Raw genomic sequence first — 25,869 nt, 5'->3', positions numbered from 1 at the left:
TGACATCGCCTGGGTCGAAACGTATGTTTCAAACGCCTGTTTGACTCTCCGCGCCTGCGATCGGCGGCCGGAATCGAATCCGCGCGGCCGGCCGCTGCCGACCGCCGCAACCAGAACTCACCGCTGAGGTTTACGTTATGCCCGACTACAAGGCCCCCTTGCGCGATATCCGCTTCGTCCGCGACGAGCTGCTCGGTTACGAGGCGCACTACCAGAGCCTGCCGGGATGTGAAGACGCCACCCCGGACATGGTCAATGCCATCCTCGAAGAAGGCGCGAAGTTCTGCGAGCAGGTGCTGGCTCCGTTGAACCGCGTCGGCGACATCGAAGGCTGTACCTGGAGCGAGTCCGGCGTGACCACTCCGACTGGCTTCAAGGAGGCCTACCAGCAGTTCGTCGAAGGCGGCTGGCCGAGCCTGGCCCATGACGTCGAGCACGGCGGTCAGGGTCTGCCCGAGTCGCTGGGCATGGCGATCAGCGAAATGGTCGGCGAGTCCAACTGGTCCTGGGGCATGTACCCGGGCCTGTCGCACGGCGCGATGAACACCCTGCACGCCCACGGCACCAGCGAGCAGCAACAGACCTACCTGACCAAGCTGGTTTCCGGCCAGTGGACCGGCACCATGTGCCTGACCGAGCCGCACTGCGGTACCGATCTGGGCATGCTGCGCACCAAGGCCGAGCCGCAGGCTGACGGCAGCTACAAGGTCACCGGCACCAAAATCTTCATTTCCGCTGGCGAGCATGACATGGCCGAGAACATCGTCCATATCGTGCTGGCCCGTCTGCCCGATGCACCGGAAGGCACCAAGGGCATTTCGCTGTTCATCGTGCCGAAGTTCCTGCCTACGGCCTCGGGTGAGGTTGGCGAACGCAACGGTGTTTCCTGCGGTTCCCTCGAGCACAAGATGGGCATCCACGGCAACGCCACCTGCGTGATGAACTTCGACGCGGCCACCGGCTTCCTGATCGGCCCGCCGAACAAGGGCCTGAACTGCATGTTCACCTTCATGAACACCGCCCGCCTGGGTACCGCGCTGCAGGGCCTGGCCCATGCGGAAGTGGGCTTCCAGGGCGGTATCGCTTATGCCCGCGAGCGGCTGCAGATGCGTTCGCTGACCGGCCCGAAGGCGCCGGAGAAAGCTGCCGACCCGATCATCGTGCATCCAGACGTGCGTCGTATGCTGCTGACCATGAAGGCCTTCGCGGAGGGTAACCGCGCGATGCTGTACTTCGCCGCCAAGCAGGTGGACATCGTTCAGCGCAGCCAGGACGAGGAGCAGAAGAAAGCCGCCGATTCCCTGCTGGCCTTCCTCACCCCGATCGCCAAGGCGTTCATGACCGAAGTGGGTTTCGAGGCCGCCAACCACGGCGTGCAGATCTACGGTGGCCACGGCTTCATCGCCGAATGGGGCATGGAGCAGAACGTGCGTGACAGCCGTATCTCCTGCCTGTACGAAGGCACCACCGGCGTGCAGGCACTCGATCTGCTGGGCCGCAAGGTGCTGATGACCCAGGGCGAGGCGCTCAAGGGCTTCACCAAGATCGTGCACAAGTTCTGCCAGGCCAACGAAGGCAACGACGCGGTCAAGGAATTCGTCGAGCCGCTGGCCAAGCTGAACAAGGAGTGGGGCGAACTGACCATGAAGGTCGGTATGGCCGCCATGAAGAACCGCGAAGAAGTCGGCGCCGCATCGGTGGACTACCTGATGTACTCCGGCTACGCCTGCCTGGCCTACTTCTGGGCCGACATGGCGCGACTGGCTGCCGAGAAACTGGCTGCCGGCACCGAGGAGCAGGCTTTCTACAAGGCCAAGCTGCAGACCGCGCGCTTCTACTTCGCTCGCATCCTGCCGCGCACCCGCATGCATGTGGAAGCCATGCTGTCCGGTGCCGACAATCTGATGGACATGGCCGAAGAAGACTTCGCGCTCGGCTACTGATCGTCCGTGCTGCACCCGAAAGCCGCTGCTCTTGCAGCGGCTTTCTGCATTCTGGAGCCCGAAAAAGGGTATTTCGAATGTGACCAGCCAAAACTTATCGGTCACTAAAAGACGCTTAGTCCGGAATTCGTTATTGGTTTAGACTCGCTGGAAACGGCCCGCCGAGGCCGCCAATCCGTGTCTTGCGAGGATTTGCACATGGCTGATTACCAAGCGCCGCTGCGCGATATGCGTTTCGTCCTGAATGAAGTCTTCGAGGCGCCGAAGCTCTGGCAAACACTGCCGGCGCTCGCCGAGGCGGTGGATGCCGAGACGGCTGAGGCCATTCTCGAAGAAGCCGGCAAGATTACCGCCGGTACCATCGCCCCGCTGAATCGCAGCGGCGACGAGGAAGGCTGTCGCTGGGACGCCGGGCAGGTCAGCACGCCGGCGGGCTACCCCGAGGCCTATCGCCTGTACGCCGAGGGCGGCTGGGTCGGAGTTGGCGGTGATCCGGCCTACGGCGGCATGGGCATGCCCAAGGTCATCTCGGCGCAGGTGGAGGAGATGATGAACTCCGCAAGCCTGGCTTTCGGTCTGTACCCGATGCTGACGTCCGGCGCCTGCCTGTCGATTCACGCGCATGCCAGCGAGGCGCTGAAGCAGAAGTATCTGCCGAACATGTATAGCGGCGTCTGGGCCGGCTCCATGTGTCTGACCGAGCCGCACGCCGGAACCGATCTGGGCATGATCCGCACGCGCGCCGAGCCGCAGGCCGACGGCAGCTACAAGGTCAGTGGCACGAAGATCTTCATCACCGGCGGTGAGCACGACCTGACTGAGAACATCATCCATCTGGTGCTGGCCAAACTGCCGGACGCGCCGGCCGGTTCGCGCGGTATCTCGCTGTTCCTGGTGCCCAAGGTGCTGGTCAACGAGGACGGCTCGCTGGGGACGCGCAACGCCGTGTCCTGTGGTTCCATCGAGCACAAAATGGGTATCCAGGCCTCGGCCACCTGCGTGATGAACTTCGACGGTGCCACCGGCTGGATGGTCGGCGAGCCGAACAAAGGCCTGGCGGCGATGTTCACCATGATGAACTACGAGCGTCTGGGCGTCGGCATCCAGGGCCTGGCCACCGGCGAGCGTTCCTACCAGAGCGCTATCGACTACGCCCGCGAGCGCATCCAGAGCCGCGCACCGAGCGGTCCGGTGGCGCAGGACAAGGCGGCCGACCCGATCATCGTGCATCCGGACGTGCGCCGCATGCTGCTGACCATGAAAGCGTTGAACGAAGGTGGCCGCGCATTCTCCAGCTATGTGGCGCTGCAGCTGGATATTGCCAAGTTCAGCGATGATGCCGAAGCTCGCCAGCGTGCCGATGCGCAGGTCGCCCTGCTGACGCCGGTAGCCAAAGCCTTCCTCACGGATATGGGCCTGGAGGCCACCGTGCATGGCCAGCAGGTGTTCGGCGGTCACGGCTTCATCCGCGAATGGGGGCAGGAGCAGCTGGTGCGAGACTGCCGCATCACGCAAATCTACGAAGGCACCAACGGCATTCAGGCGCTCGATCTGGTCGGCCGCAAGGTGGTGGGCAGCGGTGGCGAGCTGTACCGCAACTTTGCCGACGAGGTGCGTGGTTTCATTGCCTCTGCCGGGCAGGAACTGGCCGAGTTCGTCGAGCCGCTGCAGGCCGCGCTGGACAATCTGGACGACTTGACCGCCTGGGTGCTGGAGCAGGCCAAGCAGAATCCGAACGAAATCGGCGCAGCCTCGGTGGAATACCTGCACGTGTTCGGCTACACCGCCTACGCCTACATGTGGGCGATGATGGCGCGCGCGGCGCTGGGCAAGGACGAAGTCTTCTACCGCAGCAAGCTTGGCACCGCGCGTTTCTTCTTCGCCCGTCTGCTGCCACGCATCCATTCGCTGACCGCCTCGGTACGCGCCGGCAGCGCGTCGCTGTACCTACTGGCGGCCGAGGAGTTCTGAACGCCGGCTTAATCTGGCGGCCTAATGAAATTAATCGGCCATGTGCGTGGAACGTTTGCGCCACTACTTCGGTCCTAGAAAGCACGTCGCTGTAAGCAATCACCTACAAAGCGAATCAAGGATGACTCGCGTGTAGGAAATTGCTTACAGCGCGTGATGCAAAATGGCTACTACTGCCTCGGCGAGGCGGTCAGTACTCTTCTGCACTCGGACCTCGGCGCAGGGTAGCGCAATCGAAAATAAGGACGAGAACGGAGTGGCGCCAGGATGGCGCACGATCACGGATGTCAGGATTCACAGTCTGCAAAGCCCCGCCTCGGCGGGGTTTTTCTTTTTGCGCGCAACGGTATCCGCGCCGGCGTCAGCCGGGCAGGCGCACACCGGTACCGCCCAGGCCGCAATAGCCGCCAGGGTTTTTTGCCAAGTACTGTTGATGGTAGCCCTCGGCGTAATAGAACGTCGGTGCCTGCGCAATCTCCGTGGTAATCGCGCCATAGCCGGCCTGGCTGAGCTGGCGCTGGAACGCCGCCTGGCTGGTCTGTGCCTGCTCGCGCTGGCTGTCGTCCAGCCAGTAGATTGCCGAGCGATACTGGCTGCCGACATCGTTGCCCTGACGCATGCCCTGAGTGGGATTGTGCGACTCCCAGAACACGGTGAGCAGCGTCCGATAATCAATCTGCTGCGGATCGAACACCACCAGTACGGCTTCGGTGTGTCCGGTCAGACCCGAGCAGACTTCCTCGTAGGTCGGATTCGGCGTGAAGCCACCGGCATAACCCACTGCGGTCGTCCACACCCCAGGCTGTTCCCAGAAGCGCCGCTCGGCACCCCAGAAGCAGCCGAGGGCGAACAACGCCTGCTGCAGGCCGGCGGGAAACGGCGGTTGCAGCGGGTGGCCGTTGACGTGATGGGCCTCAGGCACCGCCATCGGCGTGGAGCGGCCCGGCAGCGCCTGTTCGGCGGTGGGCAGCGCGTTCTGATGCACGAGAATCTGCGAGCGTAGCGGCATGGTGACAACCTCGGCCGGAGCGAAAGACGTCAGTCAGGCTACCGGAGGTCGGCAGCGTCTTGAAGCGTCAGGCGCCGTCCGGTCGCTGCGGCGTTCAGGCCCAGCGCGGATAGCGCTGTAAGGCCTCGAGCAGGCGGGACGACGGGATCGGCTTGTCGAACAGGTAGCCTTGGCCGATATCGCAGCGCTGGCGGCGCAGGAAGGCCGCCTGGGCGGGACTCTCGATGCCTTCAGCGACGACTTTGAGGCGCAGGTTGCGCGCCATCGCGATGACCGCCGAGGTGATCTCCATGTCGTCCTGGTTGTCGGGAATGTCCTTGATGAAGCTGCGATCGATCTTGATCACGTCGATGGGAAATTTCTTCAGGTAGCTGAGCGACGAGTAACCGGTACCGAAATCGTCCATCGCCAGCGTCACGCCCAGCGCCTTGAGGCCGAGCAGCTGCTGGCGAGTCTGTTCGGTAGCATCGAGCAGCAGGCCTTCGGTCAGCTCCAGTTCCAGCTGCGCGGCCGGCAGCTGTTCCTCGCGCAGGGTGGCGGCCAGGGAGGCGATCAGCTCGGGGTCGGAGAACTGCTTGGGTGACAGGTTGATCGCTACCTGCGGCCGGCCCAGCCCCAGCTCGGACAGCCGTACGCCCATGCGGCAGGCTTCGCGGGCGATCCATTTGCCGATCGGGATGATCAGCCCGGTTTCTTCGGCCACGCTGATGAACTGGTCCGGGCTGATCATGCCGCGGGTGGGATGATTCCAGCGCAGCAGCGCCTCGACGCCTTGCAGCCGCCCCGTGCGCAGGCAGAGCTTGGGTTGGTAGAACAGCTCCAGCTCGTCGTGGGTGAGCGCGCGACGCAGGTTGTTTTCGACGAACAGCTTGTTGTTGGCCTCGGTGTGCAGTGCGTCGGTGAACACCTGGAGCTGGTTCTTACCGTTGGCCTTGGCCTTGTGCAGCGCCTGGCCGGCATGCTTCATCAGCGTCTCCGGGTCGTTGCCGTGCAGCGGCGCGCAGGCCAGGCCGATCGAGCCGCTGACGCTGATCAGCTGCTTGTCGACGAACAGCGGCTTGTCGAGTGTGCGCAGGACCTGCTGCGCCAGGCGCTGGCCGGCCTCGAGGTCCATGTCGTCGAGCAGCAGGGCGAACTCGTTGCTGGCGAAGCGCGCCAGCACGCCGTCGCGACTGAGGCCGTTGCGCAGGCGCTGTGCCAGGCTGGTCAGCAGTCGGTCGCCGGTCTGGTGCCCCAGGCTGTCGTTGATCCGCTTGAAGTTGTCGATGTCCACCAGCAGCAGGCACAGCTGGGGTGAGCGGTCGCTGGCGAAGCGCTCTTCCAGGCTGCGGATGAAGTACGGGCGGTTGCCCAGACTGGTCAGGTTGTCGGTGTAGGCCAGGCGCTCGATGTGCTGCTGCACCAGCTTGCTCTGGGTGACGTCCTCGTAGATGCCGATGTAGTGCGTCAGCTCGCCGGCATCGTTGAGTACCTTGGAGATCGACAGCTGGCCCCAGTACGGCTCCAGATTCTTGCGTCGGCTGCGGAATTCGCCTTGCCAGCTGTTGCCATGCGCCAGCGAGGAGGCCGTATCCGACAGCAGCGCCCCGAGGTTCTCCAGGCTGGTGAGCTCGGTCAGCAGCTGCCCGCGCACCTCCTCGGCGGAGAACTGGGTGATCGCGCTGAAACTCGGGTTGACGTATTCCACCCGGCCCTCGCGGTCGACCAGGATGAAGGCGCTGGCGCTTTGCTCCACCGCGCGCTGGAACAGATGCAGCATGTGGGTTGCGCTGACCCGCTGCTGGTTGGCCAGGACCTGCGCGTACTGGTCGGCGAGCTCGCCGGCAAACGCCACTTCGTCAGGCTGCCAGCGGCGCGGCGGGCCGTCGTGCTGCAGGCAGAGCAGGCCGACCATTTCACCGCCGATACGGATCGTTGCGCTGAGGATGGAGCTGACCCCGCGCGGAATCAGCAGGTTCTGCGCCAGTTCATGTGTGCGCGGGTCGTGCGCGACGTCGCTGACATCGAGGGTGCGACTGCTGTGCAGCGTCTCGAGGTAATGCGGATACGGGGCCAGATCGACCACGGCGGGATACTCGTAGCCGTCGTCGTCGCGACGGAAGGCGGCGACTGCCTCCAGCTGCGTGCCGTTGAGCTGCCAGATAGCGGCCCGGCAGACCTCGTAGGCCTCGCAGGCGGCCTGGGTGATGAGTTCGGCGGCTTCGAGTTGCGGGTTGTCGGAGGCGTAGCGATGACGGGCCAGGCGGACGATCAGCTGCTGCTGCGCGCGCGAGCGCACCAGCTGTTCCAGCTGCTTATCGCGTGCGGGCGGGTCGAGCAGGGTGTGCATGCCGGAGGTGGTGCCATTGAGCGGCGCGGCAGCGGCCGATTTGCCGACGATCAGGTAGCCGGCCAGCAGTTCGCGTCCGTATTTGCGGCAGCGCTCGCCCACTTCGGTCAGCGCGAGCGTGCCACGCGGAGTGTGCAGCTGATATTCGACGCAATAGTGCGGCTGGTTCAGGAGCTGCTGCTGGATATCGTCGTGCAGCTGGTGCCGGGCGTACGGCTCCATCAGGCTCGCGTAGGGCGAGTCGATCAGAGAACACAGCTCGTTGGCCGCCACGTCGAAGTGGCGCTCGCAGGCAGGATCCAGATAGAGCAGCAGCCAGCTGGCCTCGTTCAGGCGCTCGAAACGCAGCATTCCAAGCCGGGAGGGCACTGGCAACTGCATCACAACCTCGGGCGCCAGGCAGCTGGCGGCATCGGGATGTATTTTCATCGAGCGCTTGGCTTCCAGTATGCTGGCCGGACCGGCTGGTTGCGCTGTTGCACTGCTACAGCGGACTTCAAGGATGGCGAAATAATATTAACTTCGGGCAAGGGTGCATCATGCGACAGAGGCTGACAAGTCGGTGGTTGAAGTTATTGGCGGCGTCGATCTGCAGCTATGTCGCACTGCATGCACACGCTGTCGAACCGGCGCAGTTCAATGGCGGCGAAGCCGAGCGCTACCTCTCCGAACTGAAGTCTCGCTACGGTCTTTCCGGTGAGCGCGAAGCGCTGCTGGCGCATGGCAACGGCCTGCTCGACCGCTACGCATTGCGGGTTGCCTATCAGGTCGGTGTCGCCAATCCGCAGGATCTCAGCTATCGCCTGAGCGTCGGCGAATCCGGCGAACTGCAGGTTCGCGAAGAGGTGCGTGGCCCGGGCAACGGCATCGCGGTACACAATCGCAATCTGTCGGTCTTCGGTCTCGATCCCTATCTGAGCTACCGCTGTCCGCCGCAAGGGCGGGTGTGCATCATCGACAGTCCTGCCGACGGTACGCCGCTGGTCACGATCCTGCGCGATCCCGCGGGCGCCGAAGAACTGGCCAAGGCGCTGTCGTTCCTCATCCGCAATCTGCAGAAGGGTTAGCGGCGGCGGCAGAGCCATCGGACGGCAAACAAAAACGCCGCATCCTTGTGAGGGATGCGGCGTTTTTCGTTCCGCGAGTTACAGCAGCAGCGTGCGGATATCCGCCAGCAGTTCCGACAGGCGCTTGGTGAAGCGCGCGGCGGCGGCGCCGTTGATCACCCGGTGATCGTAGGACAGCGATAGCGGCAGCATCAGGCGCGGCTGGAAGGCCGAACCATCCCACACCGGCTGCATGGTGGCCTTGCTGACACCGAGGATCGCCACCTCCGGCGCATTGACGATCGGCGTGAAGCCGGTACCGCCGATGTGGCCGAGGCTGGAGATGGTGAAGCAGGCTCCCTGCATGGCATCCGGCGAGAGCTTCTTGGTGCGCGCCTTCTCGGCCAGCTCGGCGGCCTCGCCGGCCAGCTGCAGCAAGCTCTTCTGGTCGACGTTGCGGATCACCGGGACCATCAGGCCGTCCGGGGTATCCACCGCGAAGCCCACGTGCACGTACTTCTTGCGGATCAGCGCCTTGCCGCTGGGGGCCAGGGAGCTGTTGAAGTCCGGCAGTTCACGCAGTAGGTGCGCACAGGCTTTGAGCAGCAGTGGCAGCACGGTCAGCTTGACGCCGGCCTTCTCCGCAGCAGCCTTCTGCGCCACGCGGAAGGCTTCCAGCTCGGTGATGTCGGCCGACTCGAACTGTGTCACGTGCGGCACGTTCAGCCAGCTGCGATGCAGGTTTGCCGCGCCGATCTGCATCAGGCGGCTCATCTCGACTTCTTCGATCTCGCCGAACTTGCTGAAGTCCACCGCCGGAATCGGCGGAATGCCGGCGCCACCGCTCGCGGCCGCGGTCTGCGGCCCCTGCTGCATCATGCTCTTGACGTACTGCTGCACGTCTTCCTTGAGGATGCGTCCTTTCGGACCGCTGCCGGTGACCGCCGCCAGCTCGACGCCGAACTCACGCGCCAGTTGACGCACGGCCGGTCCGGCATGGACCTTGGTGCCGTCGCGGCTGGGTGCACCAACCGGCTTGGCCGCTTCGGTCTGCGCGGTGGGGGCCGGCTTGCGATCGGCTTCGGCAGGCGTGGCGGCCTTGGTCGGCTCGGTCGGGGTGGTCGGTGCCGCTGCCGGAGCGGGCGGGGCCGCTACGGCGCCCTGGACCTTGAGGGTCAGGATCAGGTCACCGGTGCCGACTTCGTCGTTCAGCTTGATCGCCACGCTTTCCACCACGCCGGTGGCCGGCGAGGGGATTTCCATGCTTGCCTTGTCGGACTCCAGGGTCAGCAGGCTCTGATCGGCTTCGATGTGGTCGCCGGCCTTGACGTACAGCTCGATCACGCGGGCCTTGCCCGACGAGCCGATGTCCGGCACATGGACCTGCTGGCTCTGCTCTGCACCGCCAGCCGCTACCGGCGCCGGTTCGGCACTGGCGGTCGGGGCGCTGGCTGCGGCGGTATCGGGTGCCTGGGCCGGTTGTGCGGCCGGTTCGGCGGGCGCCTCGGCACTGGCTTCGCCGCCGTCGCTTTCCAGCTCGAGCAGCTCATCGCCTTCCTTCAGGCGATCGCCCAGCTTGACCTTCAGCGCCTTGATCACCCCGGCCTTGGGTGCCGGGATCTCCATGCTGGCCTTGTCCGACTCGAGCGTCAGCAGGCTCTGCTCGGCCTCGATGCGGTCGCCGACCTTGACGAACAGTTCGATGACTTCGCCTTCGCCGCTGCCGATATCGGGTACGCGAATCAATTCACTCATGGCTTCGCTCCTCAGCAGTCCAGCGGATTGGGTTTATCGGCATCGATGCCGAACTTGACGATGGCTTCGGCCAGTACCTTGGCTTCCATCTCGCCGCGTGCGACCAGCTGTTCCAGCGTGGCCAGCACGACCCAGTTGCGATCCACTTCGAAGTGATGGCGCAGCTTCTTGCGCGTGTCGCTGCGGCCGAAGCCGTCGGTGCCGAGCACGCGGAATTCCTTGCACGGAACCCACTGGCGGATCTGGTCGGCGAACAGCTTCATATAGTCGGTGGAGGCCACCACCGGACCCTTGCGGCCGGTCAGGCACTGCTCGACGTACGACTGGCGCGGCTTCTCGTGCGGGTGCAGGAGGTTCCAGCGATCCACGGCGAGGCCTTCGCGGCGCAGTTCGTTGAAGCTCGGTACGCTCCAGACGTCGGCGGCGACGCCGTAGTCTTCGCGCAGCATCTTCGCTGCCTCGCGCACTTCGCGCAGGATGGTGCCCGAGCCGAGCAGCTGGACGTGATGCGCGGCGTCCATCTTGTCTTCTTCGAGCAGGTACATGCCCTTGATGATGCCTTCCTCGACACCCTCAGGCATGGCTGGCTGCTGGTAGGCCTCGTTCATCACGGTGATGTAATAGAAGATGTTCTGCTGCTCTTCGGTCATCTGCCGGATGCCTTCACGGATGATCACCGCCAGCTCGTAGCCGTAGGTGGGGTCATAGGTGCGGCAGTTGGGGATGGTCGACGCGAGAATGTGGCTGTGGCCATCCTCATGCTGCAGACCTTCGCCGTTGAGCGTGGTGCGACCGGCGGTTCCGCCGATCAGGAAGCCGCGCGCCTGGCTGTCGCCGGCCGCCCAGGCGAGGTCGCCGATGCGCTGGAAGCCGAACATCGAGTAGAACACGTAGAACGGCAGCATCGGCTGGTTGTGGTTGCTGTAGGCGGTCGCCGCCGCGATCCAGCTGGACATGGCGCCGGCTTCGTTGATGCCTTCCTCGAGGATCTGACCCTTCTTGTCCTCGCGGTAAAACATCACCTGATCCTTGTCCACCGGCTGATACAGCTGGCCGACCGAGGAGTAGATGCCGAGCTGGCGGAACATGCCCTCCATGCCGAAGGTGCGCGCCTCGTCGGGAATGATCGGGACGATGCGCTTGCCCAGGTCCTTGTCCTTGATCAGCTGCGCCAGCACGCGGACGAAGGCCATGGTGGTGGAGATTTCGCGATCGCCGGAACCGTCGAGGATCGCCTTGAGGGTTTCCAGCGGCGGCGTCGGGATGCTGAAGCTCTTGGTGCGCCGCTGCGGTACGAAGCCGCCGAGCGCCTCGCGCTTCTTCTGCAGGTACTTGGCTTCCGGGCTGTCCGGCTCCGGCTTGTAGAACGGCAGGTCCTTGAGCTGATCGTCGGCGATCGGTACACCGAAGCGGTCGCGGAAGATCTTCAGGCTCTCGACGTCGACCTTCTTGACGTTGTGCGCGATGTTCTGCGCTTCGCCCGAGCCGGTGCCGTAGCCCTTGATGGTCTTGGCCAGGATGACGGTCGGCTGGCCCTTGTGGTGGACCGCCTGGTGGTAGGCTGCGTACACCTTGAACGGATCATGGCCGCCGCGGTTGAGCTTCCAGACCTCGTCATCGGACATGTCGCTGACCATTTCCAGCAGCTCGGGGCGTGCACCGAAGAAGTGCTTGCGCACGAACGCGCCGTTGTTGGCCTTGTAGTTCTGGTAGTCGCCGTCGACCACTTCGTCCATCCGCGCCTGCAGCAGGCCGGCTTCGTCCTTGGCGAACAGCGGGTCCCACAGGCGACCCCAGATGACCTTGATGACGTTCCAGTCGGCGCCGCGGAAGTTGCCTTCCAGCTCCTGGATGATCTTGCCGTTGCCGCGCACCGGGCCATCGAGGCGCTGCAGGTTGCAGTTGATGACGAAGATGAGGTTGTCCAGCTTCTCGCGGCCGGCCAGGGAGATGGCGCCGAGCGATTCCGGCTCGTCGGTCTCGCCGTCGCCGAGGAAGCACCAGACCTTCTGCTTGCCGGCCGGAATGAAGCCGCGGCTTTCCAGGTACTTCATGAAGCGGGCCTGGTAGATCGCCTGGATCGGGCCTAGGCCCATCGACACGGTGGGGAACTGCCAGAAGTCCGGCATCAGCCACGGGTGCGGGTAGGAAGGCAGGCCGCCGCCGTCGGTTTCGCGACGGAAGTTGTTCAGCTGTTCCTCGCTGATGCGGCCTTCGAGGAAGGCGCGGGCGTAGATGCCGGGCGAGGCGTGGCCTTGGAAGTAGATAAGGTCGCCGCCGTGTTCTTCGGTCGGGGCCTGGAAGAAGTAGTTGAAGCCGATGTCATACAGCGTCGCGCTGGAGGCGAAGGTGGAAATGTGGCCGCCCAGATCCGGGTCGGCGACGTTGGCGCGCATCACCATCGCCAGGGCGTTCCAGCGTACCAGCGAGCGGATGCGGCGTTCCATGAACAGGTCGCCGGGCATGCGTGCTTCGTGGGTGACGGGGATGGTGTTGCGGTACGGCGTGGTGATCGCGTAGGGCAGCTGGGTACCACTGCGGGTGGCCAGCTCGCCCATCCGGGTCATCAGGTAATGGGCGCGTTGTTCGCCCTCACGGTCGAGGACGGACTCCAAGGCGTCCAGCCATTCCTGGGTTTCGACGGGATCGAGATCTTGCATGGCTTGCTCCAGGGCGGAAAGGCTTCCAGAATCGGTTGCCTGCTGCGCACCCGCTTTGTGGGCGGGGGCGTATATATGTTCTTGGATATGCCGGGGTAGGCCGGTCGTCTGTAGTTTTACTACAAAACTGCGCGGCGATCAGCCCCCTGCAGCATTCTTTAGTAGTAAAACTACAATCACAGGGTGCGGCCATACTTCCAAAGTGGCGCTTGCGCGGCTCTAGCTCGCGCGATCCGGCTGTTCCGACGTGACAAAAGGAAACGACCTACATGAGCCTGCCTCCACTGGCTGCATTGCCTGTTTCACTTCAGCCTTTTGTCAGCCGGGCGCAGGAGACGTTCCGGCGCGCCCTTGGCGAATCGTCCGAACAGGTGCTGGCGGCGTGGCCCGCTGCCCGGCGCGAAACGTTCGGTCGCGTTTGTGCCGCCAGCGATTTTGTCAGCGAACAGGTTAGCCGAGATCCGCAGATGCTGCTGGAGCTGGCCGAAACCGGGCTGCTGGAGCGCGCCCTGGCGCCCGGCGAGATGCGCGACCTGCTGACGGCGGCGCTGGCCGAGTGCGACAGCGAGGATGCGCTGGCCGTATCGCTGCGCCGCTTTCGCAATCGCCATCAGGTACGCATCGTCTGGCGTGATCTGGCGCGCCAGGCGGACCTGGCGCAAACCTGCCGCGAGCTGTCGGACATGGCCGACGCCTGTGTCGACCTCGCTTACCAGTGGCTCTACGCCCGCCATTGCGAGCAGTTCGGCGTGCCGACTGGTAATCGCTCCGGCCGGCAGCAGCATCTCGTCGTGCTCGGCATGGGCAAGCTGGGCGCGCACGAGCTCAATCTGTCGTCGGACATCGACCTGATCTTCGGTTATCCGGAAGGCGGTGAAACCGTCGGGGCCAAGCGTTCGCTGGACAATCAGGAGTTCTTCGTGCGGCTCGGCCAGCGCCTGATCAAAGCCCTGGATGCCATCACCGTCGACGGCTTCGCCTTCCGCGTCGACATGCGCCTGCGCCCCTACGGCTCGTCCGGGCCACTGGTGTTCAGCTTCAACGCGCTGGAACAGTATTACCAGGATCAGGGGCGCGACTGGGAGCGCTACGCGATGATCAAGGCGCGCGTGGTCGCCGGCGATCAGCAGGCGGGCCGGGAGCTGCTGAAAATGCTGCGGCCGTTCGTCTACCGGCGCTACCTGGATTTCTCCGCGATCGAAGCGCTGCGCGGCATGAAGCAACTGATCCAGCAGGAAGTCCGCCGCAAGGGTATGGCCGGCAATATCAAGCTGGGAGCTGGCGGTATCCGCGAAGTGGAGTTCGTCGCCCAGGCCTTCCAGCTGATCCACGGCGGTCGTGATCTCAGCCTGCAGCAGCGGCCGTTGCTGGATGTGCTGGCGACGCTGGCCGCGCAGGGTTACATGCCGCCGGCTGCGGTCGACGAGCTGCGCGAGGGATATGAGTTCCTGCGCTACACCGAGCATGCCCTGCAGGCGATCGCCGACCGGCAGACGCAGATGCTGCCGGAGAGTGAGGTCGACTGTGATCGTGTCGCCTTCATGCTGGGCTTCGATAGCTGGACCGAATTCCATGAACGCCTGCTGCACTGGCGCGGGCGTATCGACTGGCATTTTCGCCAGGTCATCGCCGACCCTGACGAGGACGACAGCGAGGACGGCGAGCTGCCTGACGGCGGCGAATGGCTGGCGCTGTGGCAGCAGGACTGGGACGAGGACTTCGCCGCCGGTCAGCTGAGCGAGGCGGGTTTCCGCGACGGCCCGACGGCCTGCCAGCGTCTGGCGCTGCTGCGCGACGGCAAGCAGGTGCGCACCATGCAGCGGCTCGGTCGCGAACGGCTGGATGCCTTCATCCCGCGCCTGCTGGGGCTGGTCGTCGAGCAGGACGATCCCGATCTGGTGCTCGAGCGCGTGCTGCCGCTGGTCGAGGCGGTCGCGCGGCGTTCGGCCTATCTGGTGCTACTCAGCGAGAACCCGCACGCGCTGCGGCGTTTGCTCGAGCTGTGCGCCGCGAGTCCCTGGGTAGCCGAACAGATCGCGCGCTTTCCGTTGTTGCTCGATGAGTTGCTCAACGCCGGGCGCCTGTACAGCCCGCCGCAGGCCCCGGAACTGGCGGCCGAGCTGCGCGAGCGGTTGATGCGCATCCCCGAGGACGATCTGGAGCAGCAGATGGAAGCGCTGCGCCACTTCAAGCTGGCGCATCGGCTACGCGTTGCGGCCTCGGAGATCGCCGGCACGCTGCCGCTGATGAAGGTCAGCGACTACCTCACCTGGCTGGCCGAGGCGGTGCTGAAAGAGGTGCTGATGCTCGCCTGGCGCTACATGGTCGCCCGCCACGGCGTACCGCGGCGCAGCGACGGCACGCCCTGCGATCCGGGATTCGTCATCGTTGGCTACGGCAAGGTCGGCGGCATCGAGCTGGGGCACGGCTCCGACCTCGATCTGGTGTTCATTCACGACGGCGATCCGGCGGTTGAAACCGATGGCGCCAAGCCTATCGACAGCGCGCAGTTCTTCACCCGCCTGGGCCAGCGCATCATTCATCTGCTGACCACCCAGACCACCTCCGGCCAGCTGTATGAGGTGGACATGCGCCTGCGGCCATCCGGCGCGGCGGGTCTGCTGGTCGGCTCGCTGGCCGCCTTCGAGCGCTATCAGAGCCAGGAGGCCTGGACCTGGGAGCATCAGGCGCTGGTGCGCGCGCGGGTACTGGCCGGCTGTGCGCGCCTGACCGCCGACTTCGAGCGAGTGCGCGCCGCGGTACTCGGGCGGGCGCGCGATCTCGACGCACTGCGCCGCGAAGTCAGCGAGATGCGCGCCAAAATGCGCGACAACCTCGGCACCCGCTCCAGCCATGCCGGCGTGGATGACAACGCGTTCGAGGCCGCGGCGGAGTTCAATCTCAAGCAGGATGCCGGTGGTATCGTGGATATCGAATTTATGGTGCAATACGCCGCTTTGGCGTGGTCGCACCAGCATCCTGAACTGCTGCGCTATACCGATAACATCCGCATTCTCGATGGGTTGGAGCAGGCCGGGTTGATGACCGGCGATGAGGTTCGGCTGCTGCAGGACGCCTACAAGGCCTACCGTGCAGCCGCCCACCGGCAATCACTGCAGAAGCAGCCCGGAGTGGTGAGTGGGGATCAATTCCACGACGAGCGCCGCGCGGTCATGCGTATCTGGCGCGAGCTGGGGCTCGAGTGAAGCCCCTCGTCGGGCTACCAAGCAATTTCGAATTCTGAGGAGCTGGCAACGATGTCGATGGCCGATCGTGATGGCGTGATCTGGTATGACGGTGAACTGGTGCAGTGGCGCAACGCGACCACTCACGTGCTGACCCACAGCCTGCACTACGGCATGGGCGTCTTCGAGGGCGTGCGTGCCTACAACACGCCGCAGGGCACCGCGATCTTCCGTCTGGAAGCGCACACCGACCGCCTGTTCGACTCCGCCCACATCATGGGCATGAAGATTCCGTTCACCAAGGCTGAGATCAACGAAGCCACCCGTGCCGCGGTGCGCGAGAACGGCCTGGAGAGCGCCTACATCCGCCCGCTGGCCTTCTACGGTTCGGAGGGCATGGGTATCCGCGCCGACAACCTGAAGGTGCACGTGATCGTCGCCGCCTGGCACTGGGGCGCGTACATGGGCGACGAGGCGCTGGAGAACGGCATCAAGATTCGCACCAGCTCCTTTACCCGTCACCACGTCAACATCACCATGACCCGCGCGAAATCCAGCGGCAGCTACGTCAACTCGATGCTGGCGCTGCAGGAAGCGGTCTCCGGCGGCGCCGACGAGGCGCTGCTGCTGGATCCGGAAGGCTACGTCGCCGAGGGTTCGGGCGAGAACATCTTCATCGTCAAGAATGGCGTGATCTACACCCCGGAAGTCACCGCATGCCTGAACGGCATCACCCGTGGCACCGTGCTGACCCTGGCGCGCGAGATGGGCATCGAAATCGTCGAGAAGCGCATCACCCGTGACGAGGTGTACATCGCCGACGAGGCCTTCTTCACCGGCACCGCCGCCGAAGTTACGCCGATCCGCGAAGTCGACGGCCGCCAGATCGGTATCGGCCGCCGCGGCCCGGTGACCGAGAAGCTGCAGAAGGCCTATTTCGACCTGGTCACCGGCAAGACCGATGCCCACGCCGAATGGCGCACGCTGGTCAAATAAGCCAAGGGCGGTAAGCCGGCGCCTGGACGTGACAAGCACGCCAGCGCCGGCTTTCCGCTTCACGCTGATGACTCCCCGCTTATGAATATTCTGATCGTAGGTCCCAGCTGGGTCGGCGACATGGTGATGGCGCAGACGCTGTTCGTCTGCCTCAAACAGCGCCACCCCGACTGCCAGATCGACGTGCTGGCGCCCGAGTGGAGCCGGCCGATCCTCGAGCGCATGCCCGAAGTGCGCCAGGCGCTGAGCTTTCCGCTCGGCCACGGCGTGCTCGACCTGGCGACCCGGCGCAAGGTTGCTCAGGGCCTGCGTGGCCAGTATCAGCAGGCCATTCTGCTGCCCAACTCGCTGAAGTCCGCGCTGGTACCATTCCTTGCCGGGATTCCCAAGCGCACCGGCTGGCGCGGTGAGATGCGCTTCGGCCTGCTCAACGATATCCGCAAGCTCGACAAGCAGCGCTATCCGCTGATGATCGAGCGTTTCATGGCGCTGGCCTTCGAGCCGGATGCCGAACTGCCTCGGCCCTATCCGCATCCGTCGTTGCGTATCGATGCGACGACGCGCGCGGCGGCGCTGGCGCGCTTCGGCCTGAATGTCGAGCAGCCGGTGCTGGCGCTGTGTCCGGGGGCCGAGTTTGGCGAATCCAAGCGCTGGCCGGCCGAGCACTTCGCCCAGGTTGCCGAGGCGAAGATCCGCGAAGGCTGGCAGGTCTGGCTGTTCGGCTCGAAGAACGACCATGCGGTCGGCGAAGACATCCGCGCGCGGCTGATTCCCGGCCTGCGCGAGGAGGCTGTGAACCTGGCCGGCGAGACCAGCCTGGCCGAGGCGATCGACCTGCTCTCTTGCGCCGAGGCGGTGGTGTCCAACGACTCGGGGCTGATGCACGTATCCGCCGCGCTTGGCCGTCCGCTGGTGGCGGTGTACGGCTCGACTTCACCGGCGTTCACCCCGCCGTTGTCCGAGCAGGTCGAGGTCGTGCGTCTGGGCCTTGAGTGCAGCCCGTGCTTCGAGCGCACCTGCCGCTTCGGCCATACCAACTGCCTGCGCGAGCTGGACCCGGCTCGCGTGATCGAGGCGCTGGGGCGGCTGTTGCCGCAGCCGGTCGAGGTACGCTGATTGAAGGTGCTGCTGGTCAAGACCTCTTCGTTGGGCGACGTCGTGCATACGCTACCGGCGCTCACCGACGCACAGCGGGCCATACCCGGCATCCGCTTCGACTGGGTGGTGGAGGAAGGCTTCGCCGAGATTCCCACCTGGCATCCGGCGGTGGATCAGGTGATTCCGGTGGCCATCCGTCGCTGGCGCAAGAGCCCGTGGCAGACCCTGCGTTCCGGTGAATGGCGGCGCTTCAAGGCGCGCCTGCGCGAAACGCGCTACGACCTGGTGATCGACGCCCAGGGGCTGCTGAAAAGCGCCTGGCTGACCCGCTACGTCAAGGCACCGGTGGCTGGCCTGGACCGTGATTCGGCCCGCGAGCCGCTGGCCGCGCGCTTCTATGACCGGTGTTACGCCGTGCCGCGCGAGCAGCACGCGCTGGAGCGGGTGCGCCAGCTGTTCGCCCAGGCGCTCGGTTATCCGCTGCCGGCCGGCATTGGCGACTACGGGCTGGACCGCGCGCGGATGGCCGCGTCGGGCGAGCAGCCGTACCTGCTGTTCCTCCACGGCACCACCTGGCCGAGCAAACATTGGCCGGAAGCCTACTGGCGCGCGCTGGCCGAGCGCATGAGCGGTGCCGGCTGGGCGATCCGCCTGCCGTGGGGCAGCGCCGAGGAGAAGGCCCGCGCCGAGCGCATCGCCGACGGCATTGGCAACGCGGCGGTGCTGCCGAAACTGAATCTGGCGGGTATCGCCCGGGTGATCGCCGGCGCGCGCGCGTGCGTGGCGGTGGATACCGGCCTCGGTCATCTGGCGGCGGCGCTGGATGTGCCGAGCATTTCGCTCTATGGTCCGACGCTGCCCGGGCGCGTTGGCGCCTACGGGCGCTCGCAGGTGCACCTGTGCGCCAGCGGGCCGAACGCCGGCAGCGGCGACCGGCACCGGCCCTGTTTCGACGAGTTGCGCCCCGAGCGCGTCGTCGCTGAATTGAATGCCCTGCTGCGGGCCACGGAGTCCGACTGATGCAACTGGCGTTCATCCTCTACAAATACTTCCCCTTCGGCGGGCTGCAGCGCGATTTCATGCGCATCGCCCTGGAATGCCAGCGTCGCGGCCATGCCATCCGCGTCTACGCCATGATCTGGGAAGGCGAGGTGCCGGCCGGTTTCGACGTGCTGATTGCGCCGGTCAAGGCGTTGTTCAACCACACCCGTAACGAGCGCTTCACCGCGTGGGTCGAGGCCGATCTGGCGCGTCGTCCCGTGGACCGCGTGATCGGTTTCAACAAGATGCCGGGGCTCGACGTCTATTACGCCGCCGATCCTTGCTTCGAGGATAAGGCGCAGACGCTGCGCAACCCGATCTACCGCCGTTGGGGCCGCTACAAGCACTTCGCCGAGTACGAGCGCGCGGTGTTCGCGCCCCAGGCGAAGACCGAGATCCTGATGATCTCCGAGGTGCAGCAGCCGTTGTTCGTCAAGCACTACGGCACACCGGCCGAGCGTTTTCATCTGCTGCCGCCGGGCATCGCCGCGGATCGCCGCGCGCCGGCCAATGCCGCAGCGATCCGCGCCGAGTTTCGCGAGGAGTTCGAGCTGCGCCCCGACGAGCTGCTGCTCGTGCAGATCGGCTCCGGCTTCAAGACCAAGGGCGTCGACCGCAGCCTCAAGGCGCTCGCCGCATTGCCGCGCGAGCTGAAGCAGCGCACGCGGCTACTGGTGATCGGCCAGGACGATCCCAAGCCGTTCAAGCTGCAGGCCAAGACGCTGGGCGTTTCCAGCATGGTCGAGTTCCTCAAGGGGCGCAGCGACATCCCGCGCTTCCTGCTCGGCGCCGACCTGCTGATCCACCCGGCTTACAACGAGAACACCGGCACTGTGCTGCTGGAAGCGTTGGTCGCCGGATTGCCGGTGCTGGTTACCGACGTCTGTGGCTACGCGCACTACATCGAAGACGCCGCCTGCGGCTGCGTGGTGCCCAGTCCGTTCGAGCAGGCGACGCTCGATCAACTGTTGGCGCAGACGCTCGCGGACGACGAGCAGCGTGCCCGCTGGCGGCGCAACGCACTGGCTTATGCCGAGACCGCGGATCTGTATTCCATGCCGCAGATGGCGGCCGACGTGATCCTCGGGGAGGGCGCATGATCCAGCCTCGCTGCCTGTCCCGCAGGCTGGATGAGACCCGTAGCGCTTATCTGTCGGCGCTGTCGCACCGCGCCTGCGGTGGACAAGGCTACGTCGTTACCCGTCCGGCGGAGGGGCCGCCATGCAACTGATCCTCGCCGAACCCTTCAAGACCCTGTGGCGGGGCAAGGATGCCTTCGCGGAGGTCGAGCGCCTCGAAGGCCAGGTCTACCGCGAACTGGAAGGCCGTCGCACGCTGCGCACCGAGGTCGAGGGGCGCGGCTACTTCGTCAAGATTCACCGCGGTATCGGCTGGGGCGAGATAGTCAAGAATCTGCTCACCGTCAAGGCTCCGGTACTCGGTGCAGGCCAGGAGTGGCGGGCGATCCAGCGCCTGCACGAAGTCGGCGTACCGACCATGACCGCCGTGGCCTACGGCGAGCGCGGCGCCAATCCAGCCAGTCAGCATTCGTTCATCATCACCGAAGAGCTGGCACCGACCGTCAGCCTTGAGGATTTCTCGGCGAACTGGCGCGAGCAGCCGCCGGCGCCGACCCTCAAGCGTGCGCTGATTGCCGAGGTGGCGCGCATGGCTGGCACCATGCACCGCGCAGGGGTCAACCATCGCGACTTCTATATCTGCCATTTCCTGCTGCACACCGAGCGTCCGGTATCTGCCAACGACCTGCGGCTGTCGCTGATCGACCTGCACCGTGCCCAGACCCGAGCGCAGACACCGCGCCGCTGGCGCGACAAGGATCTGGCCGGGCTGTACTTCTCGGCGCTGGGCATCGGCCTGACGCGCGGCGATAGGCTGCGCTTTCTGCGCGGCTACTTTCAGCGGCCCTTGCGCGACATCCTGCACGACGAGGCGCGTCTGCTCGCCTGGCTGCAGCGCAAGGCCGAGCGGCTATCCAGTCGCTATGCGCGCAAGTACGCACCGGGCGCACAGGCGTGAGTGGCTGGCAGCTCGCATCCGGCATGCCCGTCGAGGCAGCCTCGGCGTTCGCCGATCTGCCGACGGTGTTCGCGCTGACCGGCGAGGCGATTGCCCGCGATCCGTTATCCGAGGTGATCCGCGTCGAGTGCGGCGGCTTGCGCTATTACGTCAAACGTTATTGGGCGGCTGGGAAAGGTTTGCGGCGCTTTCTCGGACGTCCGCGGGTCAAGGCCGAATGGCAGAACCTGCGGCACTTTGCGCGCTGGGGTATTCCCGTCGCGCCAGTCGTGGCCTGGGGGATGGAGCGCCGTGGAGGTGCATTCCTGCGCGGGGCGCTGATCACGCTGGAGGTGCCCAATACCGTCGACATGGCGGCAATGGCGACGAACAACGACCCGCGTCTTGGCGATCGCCACTGGGTCGCGCGCATCAGTCGCCAACTGGCGCATGCCACCCGCACCCTGCATGACCATCATTTCGCCCACAACGACCTGAAATGGCGCAACCTGCTGATCAATGAGGACGGCGAGCTGTTCCTGATTGACTGCCCCTCGGGCAACTTCTGGTGGGGGCCTTTCTTGCGTCGACGCATCATCAAGGACCTGGCCTGCCTGGACAAGGTCGCCAAGTACCATCTGAGTCGCACTCAGCGCCTGCGCTTCTACCTGCAGTACCAGCGGCGTGGGCGGCTGATACCGGCCGATCGAGCGCTGATCGGGCAGGTGCTTGAGTATTTTGAGGGACGCGAATGAGCGAGTTTTTTTCCGTCGCCGATCGGCTCTTGCTCGACATGCACGGGCTGGCCAGCTTCGATGCGCTCTGGGCCGTGCAGCTCGATTCGGTCGATATGCCCAATACCAGTCGCGGCGGCTGGAGTAGCGTGTTCCGCTTGGAATTGGGCGATACGACCTATTACCTGAAGCGACAGAGCAACTACCTGACCCACAGTCTGCGCCATCCGTTCGGCGAGCCGACCTTTGCTTGCGAGTTTCGCAACATTCAGCGCTACCAGCGCCTGGGTATACCGGCGCTGCAGGCCGCGTACTTCGGCGCGCGGCGAGTCGCCGGCGAGCATCGTGCCATCCTGCTCACCCGCGCTCTTGATGGCTGGCGGGACCTCGACAGCTGGCTGATCGGTTGGAGTGAGCAACCTTTGGCAACTCGGGCGGCCGTGCTGCGAGCCTGTGCTGAACTCGCCCGCACACTGCATGCGGCCGGTCAGCGCCATGGCTGTTTCTATCCCAAGCACATCTTTCTGCGTCCGGTCGGAGAGCGCTACGAAGCCTGCCTTATCGATCTGGAAAAGACCCGGCTGCTGCTGCCCGGGCGTAATGATCGTATCGTCGATCTCGAAGCGCTGTTGCGCCGTGCCGCGACCTGGAGCCAGAACGAAGTGCGGCATCTGTTGGCGGGCTATCTGCAACGAGATGAGGATGATCCGCTTATCGACACTTGGCTGGAAAGGATCGCCGGCCGCCGACGCAGCAAGCAGGCGCGTGCATGAAACTGAACGAACTCACCCGTGGCGGCCGCTCGCCAACATTGCCTCTGACGCTTCTGCTCCCCGTCGGCGAACTGCGCGTGCTGCAGTGGCTGCGTGTACTGCCGGGGCAGCGATATGTAGGTCGGGCCGAATGGCAGGGGCGTACTGTGCTGGCCAAGCTGCTGGTCGGCGCTAAGGCCGAGCGCCATTTCCAGCGCGAGCGCCAGGGCGCTCGCTTATTGGCCGAGCAGGGCATGAGCACCCCGGCGTTGCTCGCTGAGGGCTTCGAGGCCGGGCAGGGTGGCTGGCTGCTCTTCGACTTCCTCGTCGGCGCCGAAAGTCTGGAGCAGGCCTGGCGGGCAGTGGAGCACGAACCGCCGTTGTCCGATCTCCAGCAGACGGTACTGGGCGCCGCGCTGGGCGCCATCGCGCAATTACACGCGCGCGGCCTGTGGCAGGATGATCTCCACCTGGACAACCTGCTGCGACATGATGGCCATCTCTTCATCATCGATGGCGGCGGCATTCAGGCGCAGACTCCGGGCCAACCGCTGGCACGCGATAAGGTACTGGCTAACCTCGGCGTGTTCTTCGCGCAGCTGCCGGCAGGCCTGGAACCGTACATCGAAGAGCTGCTGGTGCACTACATCTTGGTCAATGGTGAGCATGCTCTGCCGTTGGAAGCTCTGCTGCGGGAGATCGCGGGCGTACGTCGCTGGCGACTGCGCGACTATCTCGGCAAGCTTGGCCGCGACTGCTCGCTGTTCAGCGCAAGGCGCAGCCTGAGTGAGCTACGCATCGTTCGTCGCAGTGAGGCGACTGTACTGGAGAGTCTGCTGGACGCGCCGGATATGGCGCTCGAGTCCGGGCGTGCAATGAAGCGGGGCGGCAGTGCCAGCGTGGCGCTGATCGAGACAGCCGGCCGGCCGCTGGTGATCAAGCGCTACAACATCAAGGGCCTGGGCCACTGGCTGCGTCGCTGCTGGCGGCCCAGTCGTGCCTGGCACAGCTGGGTCGAGGGAAATCGCCTGGATTTTCTCGGCATCGCCACGCCACGACCGCTGGCCATGCTGGAGCGCCGTTGGCTGGGCCTGCGCCAACGCAGCTATCTGATTACCGAATACAGCGGCGGCGAGGATATAATTGCGCGTTTCCAGCCATACCTCGCCGGTTCGCCGCCCGAAATCGAGTTGCTGGCGCTTGATCAGTTGTTCGCCGCGCTACGTCGCGAGCGCATCAGCCACGGTGATCTTAAGGGCACCAACCTGCTCTGGAATCAGGGGCGTTGGACGCTGATCGATCTGGATGCTGCGCAGCAGCACCGCAGCGAGGCGGGCTTCAGGCGCGCCTATACGCGTGATCGCGCACGTTTTCTGCGCAACTGGCCGTCAGATTCTGCGCTGCATCGGCTACTGGCCGAACGAATACCGAAGGACAGCTTGGAGCCCGATGCTTGAAGCTGGAAGAACACGCTCTGCGGAGCTGAACTAAACATCCGCTGTTGCTTCAAGCCTCCGGCTTCAGGCGTTCAGCTCGCTTTTCAAGAGGCTTTCATCCGTGGCATTGACGATTCTCGGCCTTTCCGGCGCCCTCAGCCATGATCCTTCCGCTGCCCTCTACATCGACGGCAAGCTCATCGCTGCTGCCGAGGAGGAGCGCTTCGTGCGTGACAAGCATGCCAAGAACCGCATGCCTTACGAATCCGCCAAGTTCTGCCTGGAGCAGGCCGGTATCAAGCCGAGCGACGTCGACGTGGTGGCGATTCCCTTCGCGCCCATCAGTATTTTCGAGAAAGCCCGCTGGCACTATGCCAAGCGCTACTGGTACGCCCCGGACCGCGCGCTCGACGCCATTCTCATGGGCAACCGTCGCTATTATCGCTACAAGAAGCGCATCCAGTGGTGCCTGCAGCAGCTTGGCTTCGATCTGAAAAAGGTCAAGCTGCAGCCGGTCGAGCACCACTTGGCCCACGCCTCTAGTGCCTACCACTGCTCCGGCTTCACCGAGAAGACCGCGATCATGGGCATCGACGGCAAGGGTGAGTACGCCACCACGTTCTTCGGCTGGGGCGAGAACGGCAGGATCCACAAGATCAAGGAATTCTACGATCCGGACTCGCTGGGCGGTCTGTACGGAGCGATCACCGAATACCTCGGCTTCGAGATGCTCGATGGCGAATTCAAAGTCATGGGCATGGCGCCCTACGGCGACGCGGCCAAGTACGATTTCTCTCGCTTGGCGAAATTTGAGAACGGCGAGCTGATCATCAACACCGATTACGCCAACGTTATCGGTTTCCGTCGCTACAAGGAAAACGGCAAGGGCTACTACTTCTCGCCCAAGCTGATCGACTGGCTCGGTCCCAAGCGCGAAGGCGACATCGCTGACGATCCTTACATCCACTACGCCGCCAGCATGCAGGCGCTGTTCGAGAAGCTGGCGCTGGAGATGATGGACTACTACCTGGGCGACATCATCCGCGAAACCGGCAAGATCGCTTTCGCTGGCGGCTGCGCGCTGAACGTCAAGCTGAACCAGAAGATCATTGCCCGCCCCGAAGTGAAGGAGCTGTTCGTCCAGCCTGCCTCTGGCGACGCTGGTACTGCGGTCGGTGCTGCTGCCTACATCTCCCATCAGCGCGGCGTGCCGGTGGAAAAGATGGAGCACGTCTATCTCGGTCCGAGCTTCAGCAACGAGGACATTATCGCGGCCTGCGCGCGCCACCCTAACAAGCCCGTATGGCAGAAGATCGACAACGTGCCCGAGCGCATCGCCAAGATCATGGTCGACGGCAATCCGGTCGCCTGGTTCCAAGGCCGCATGGAGTTTGGCCCGCGTGCCCTCGGCGGTCGCTCCATAATCGGCTGTCCCAGCGTGCCGGGCGTGGCCGACCGGATCAACGAGCAAATCAAGTTCCGCGAACGCTGGCGGCCGTTCTGCCCGTCGATGCTCGACACCGTCGCGCCGCAGATGCTCAAGGTCGACCACCCGAGCCCGTTCATGACCTTTACCTTCGAAGTCAACGAAGGCTGGAAAGAGCGCGTCGGCGAAGTCGTCCACGAGGACGGCACCTCCCGCGCCCAAGTCCTGAAGCGCGAATACAATCCGCGTTGGTATGACCTGATGCTCGAACTGGAAAAGCTCACCGGCAACGGCGTGTCTTTGAATACTTCCCTCAATCGCCGCGGCGAACCGATGATCTGCTCGCCGACCGATGCGCTGAATATGTTCTATGGGTCGGATCTGCAGTATCTGATCATGGAGGATGTGTTGGTGGTGAAGGAAGGGGGGAGGTATGAGTTGCATTAGACGATTGGGTGCGTATGGCACCTGC

General features: G+C 64.7%; 17 protein-coding genes. 13 read left to right on the top strand and 4 right to left on the bottom strand.

Going from position 1 to position 25,869, the window contains the following annotated elements:
• Positions 1–137: 137 nt before the first annotated feature.
• Together HU825_RS03280 and HU825_RS03275 are read left to right on the top strand one after the other, a co-directional pair.
• Positions 138–1,943, top strand: coding sequence for a phenylacyl-CoA dehydrogenase (locus tag HU825_RS03280; protein ID WP_043295453.1), 1,806 nt, complete (start codon positions 138–140; stop codon positions 1,941–1,943).
• 198 nt (positions 1,944–2,141) lie between these two features.
• Positions 2,142–3,914 carry an acyl-CoA dehydrogenase C-terminal domain-containing protein gene (locus HU825_RS03275; RefSeq protein ID WP_043295454.1) on the top strand — a complete coding sequence of 591 codons (1,773 nt, stop codon included), beginning with the start codon at positions 2,142–2,144 and terminating at the stop codon, positions 3,912–3,914.
• A 361-nt stretch (positions 3,915–4,275) separates the two neighbouring features.
• Here HU825_RS03275 and msrA read toward each other — a convergent pair whose 3' ends face one another.
• Positions 4,276–4,923: a peptide-methionine (S)-S-oxide reductase MsrA gene (gene msrA, locus HU825_RS03270; RefSeq protein WP_043295455.1), complete on the bottom strand. Its 648-nt coding sequence runs from the start codon at positions 4,921–4,923 to the stop codon at positions 4,276–4,278.
• Between the two features lie 94 nt (positions 4,924–5,017).
• Complete coding sequence (locus HU825_RS03265) at positions 5,018–7,681, bottom strand: putative bifunctional diguanylate cyclase/phosphodiesterase (RefSeq protein ID WP_234302899.1); 2,664 nt, start codon at positions 7,679–7,681, stop codon at positions 5,018–5,020.
• A 146-nt stretch (positions 7,682–7,827) separates the two neighbouring features.
• Between HU825_RS03265 and HU825_RS03260 the strand changes: the two genes are divergently transcribed.
• On the top strand, positions 7,828–8,319 hold the full coding sequence (locus HU825_RS03260; RefSeq protein WP_081973302.1) for a hypothetical protein: 492 nt from the start codon (positions 7,828–7,830) through the stop codon (positions 8,317–8,319).
• Positions 8,320–8,397: 78 nt separating this feature from the next.
• On the opposite strand, the gene aceF is transcribed toward HU825_RS03260, so the two are convergent.
• Complete coding sequence (gene aceF, locus HU825_RS03255; protein ID WP_234302898.1) at positions 8,398–10,053, bottom strand: dihydrolipoyllysine-residue acetyltransferase; 1,656 nt, start codon at positions 10,051–10,053, stop codon at positions 8,398–8,400.
• An 11-nt stretch (positions 10,054–10,064) separates the two neighbouring features.
• Positions 10,065–12,713, bottom strand: a complete 2,649-nt coding sequence (gene aceE, locus HU825_RS03250) for a pyruvate dehydrogenase (acetyl-transferring), homodimeric type (RefSeq protein WP_043295458.1) — start codon at positions 12,711–12,713, stop codon at positions 10,065–10,067.
• Between the two features lie 269 nt (positions 12,714–12,982).
• Between aceE and glnE the strand changes: the two genes are divergently transcribed.
• The 10 genes from glnE (at position 12,983) to HU825_RS03200 (ending at position 25,844) form a co-directional block, all read left to right on the top strand.
• Positions 12,983–15,919, top strand: coding sequence for a bifunctional [glutamate--ammonia ligase]-adenylyl-L-tyrosine phosphorylase/[glutamate--ammonia-ligase] adenylyltransferase (gene glnE / locus HU825_RS03245; protein ID WP_234302897.1), 2,937 nt, complete (start codon positions 12,983–12,985; stop codon positions 15,917–15,919).
• 51 nt (positions 15,920–15,970) lie between these two features.
• On the top strand, positions 15,971–16,894 hold the full coding sequence (locus HU825_RS03240) for a branched-chain amino acid transaminase (protein WP_043295460.1): 924 nt from the start codon (positions 15,971–15,973) through the stop codon (positions 16,892–16,894).
• Positions 16,895–16,975: 81 nt separating this feature from the next.
• On the top strand, positions 16,976–18,010 hold the full coding sequence (waaF, locus tag HU825_RS03235; protein WP_043295461.1) for a lipopolysaccharide heptosyltransferase II: 1,035 nt from the start codon (positions 16,976–16,978) through the stop codon (positions 18,008–18,010).
• Positions 18,011–19,012, top strand: coding sequence for a lipopolysaccharide heptosyltransferase I (gene waaC / locus HU825_RS03230; RefSeq protein ID WP_234302896.1), 1,002 nt, complete (start codon positions 18,011–18,013; stop codon positions 19,010–19,012).
• Positions 19,012–20,133 carry a glycosyltransferase family 4 protein gene (locus HU825_RS03225; RefSeq protein WP_234302895.1) on the top strand — a complete coding sequence of 374 codons (1,122 nt, stop codon included), beginning with the start codon at positions 19,012–19,014 and terminating at the stop codon, positions 20,131–20,133. Before waaC ends, HU825_RS03225 begins: the two co-directional genes overlap by 1 nt.
• Positions 20,134–20,254: 121 nt before the next feature.
• Positions 20,255–21,070 carry a lipopolysaccharide core heptose(I) kinase RfaP gene (gene rfaP, locus HU825_RS03220; protein ID WP_054094039.1) on the top strand — a complete coding sequence of 272 codons (816 nt, stop codon included), beginning with the start codon at positions 20,255–20,257 and terminating at the stop codon, positions 21,068–21,070.
• Positions 21,067–21,804 (top strand): lipopolysaccharide kinase InaA family protein, encoded by a 738-nt coding sequence (locus HU825_RS03215; protein WP_234302894.1) that lies wholly within the window; start codon positions 21,067–21,069, stop codon positions 21,802–21,804. Before rfaP ends, HU825_RS03215 begins: the two co-directional genes overlap by 4 nt.
• Positions 21,801–22,556, top strand: coding sequence for a lipopolysaccharide kinase InaA family protein (locus tag HU825_RS03210; protein WP_043295466.1), 756 nt, complete (start codon positions 21,801–21,803; stop codon positions 22,554–22,556). Before HU825_RS03215 ends, HU825_RS03210 begins: the two co-directional genes overlap by 4 nt.
• Complete coding sequence (locus tag HU825_RS03205; RefSeq protein WP_234302893.1) at positions 22,553–23,992, top strand: lipopolysaccharide kinase InaA family protein; 1,440 nt, start codon at positions 22,553–22,555, stop codon at positions 23,990–23,992. The genes HU825_RS03210 and HU825_RS03205 overlap by 4 nt, the downstream gene beginning before the upstream one ends.
• Positions 23,993–24,092: 100 nt before the next feature.
• Positions 24,093–25,844 (top strand): carbamoyltransferase family protein, encoded by a 1,752-nt coding sequence (locus tag HU825_RS03200; protein WP_234302892.1) that lies wholly within the window; start codon positions 24,093–24,095, stop codon positions 25,842–25,844.
• The last annotated feature ends 25 nt before the right edge of the window (positions 25,845–25,869 follow it).

The sequence above is a fragment of the Pseudomonas phenolilytica genome (assembly GCF_021432765.1).
In the GTDB taxonomy this organism is placed as follows: Bacteria; Pseudomonadota; Gammaproteobacteria; order Pseudomonadales; family Pseudomonadaceae; genus Stutzerimonas; species Stutzerimonas phenolilytica.
This window is presented reverse-complemented; position numbering and strand designations above follow the sequence as displayed.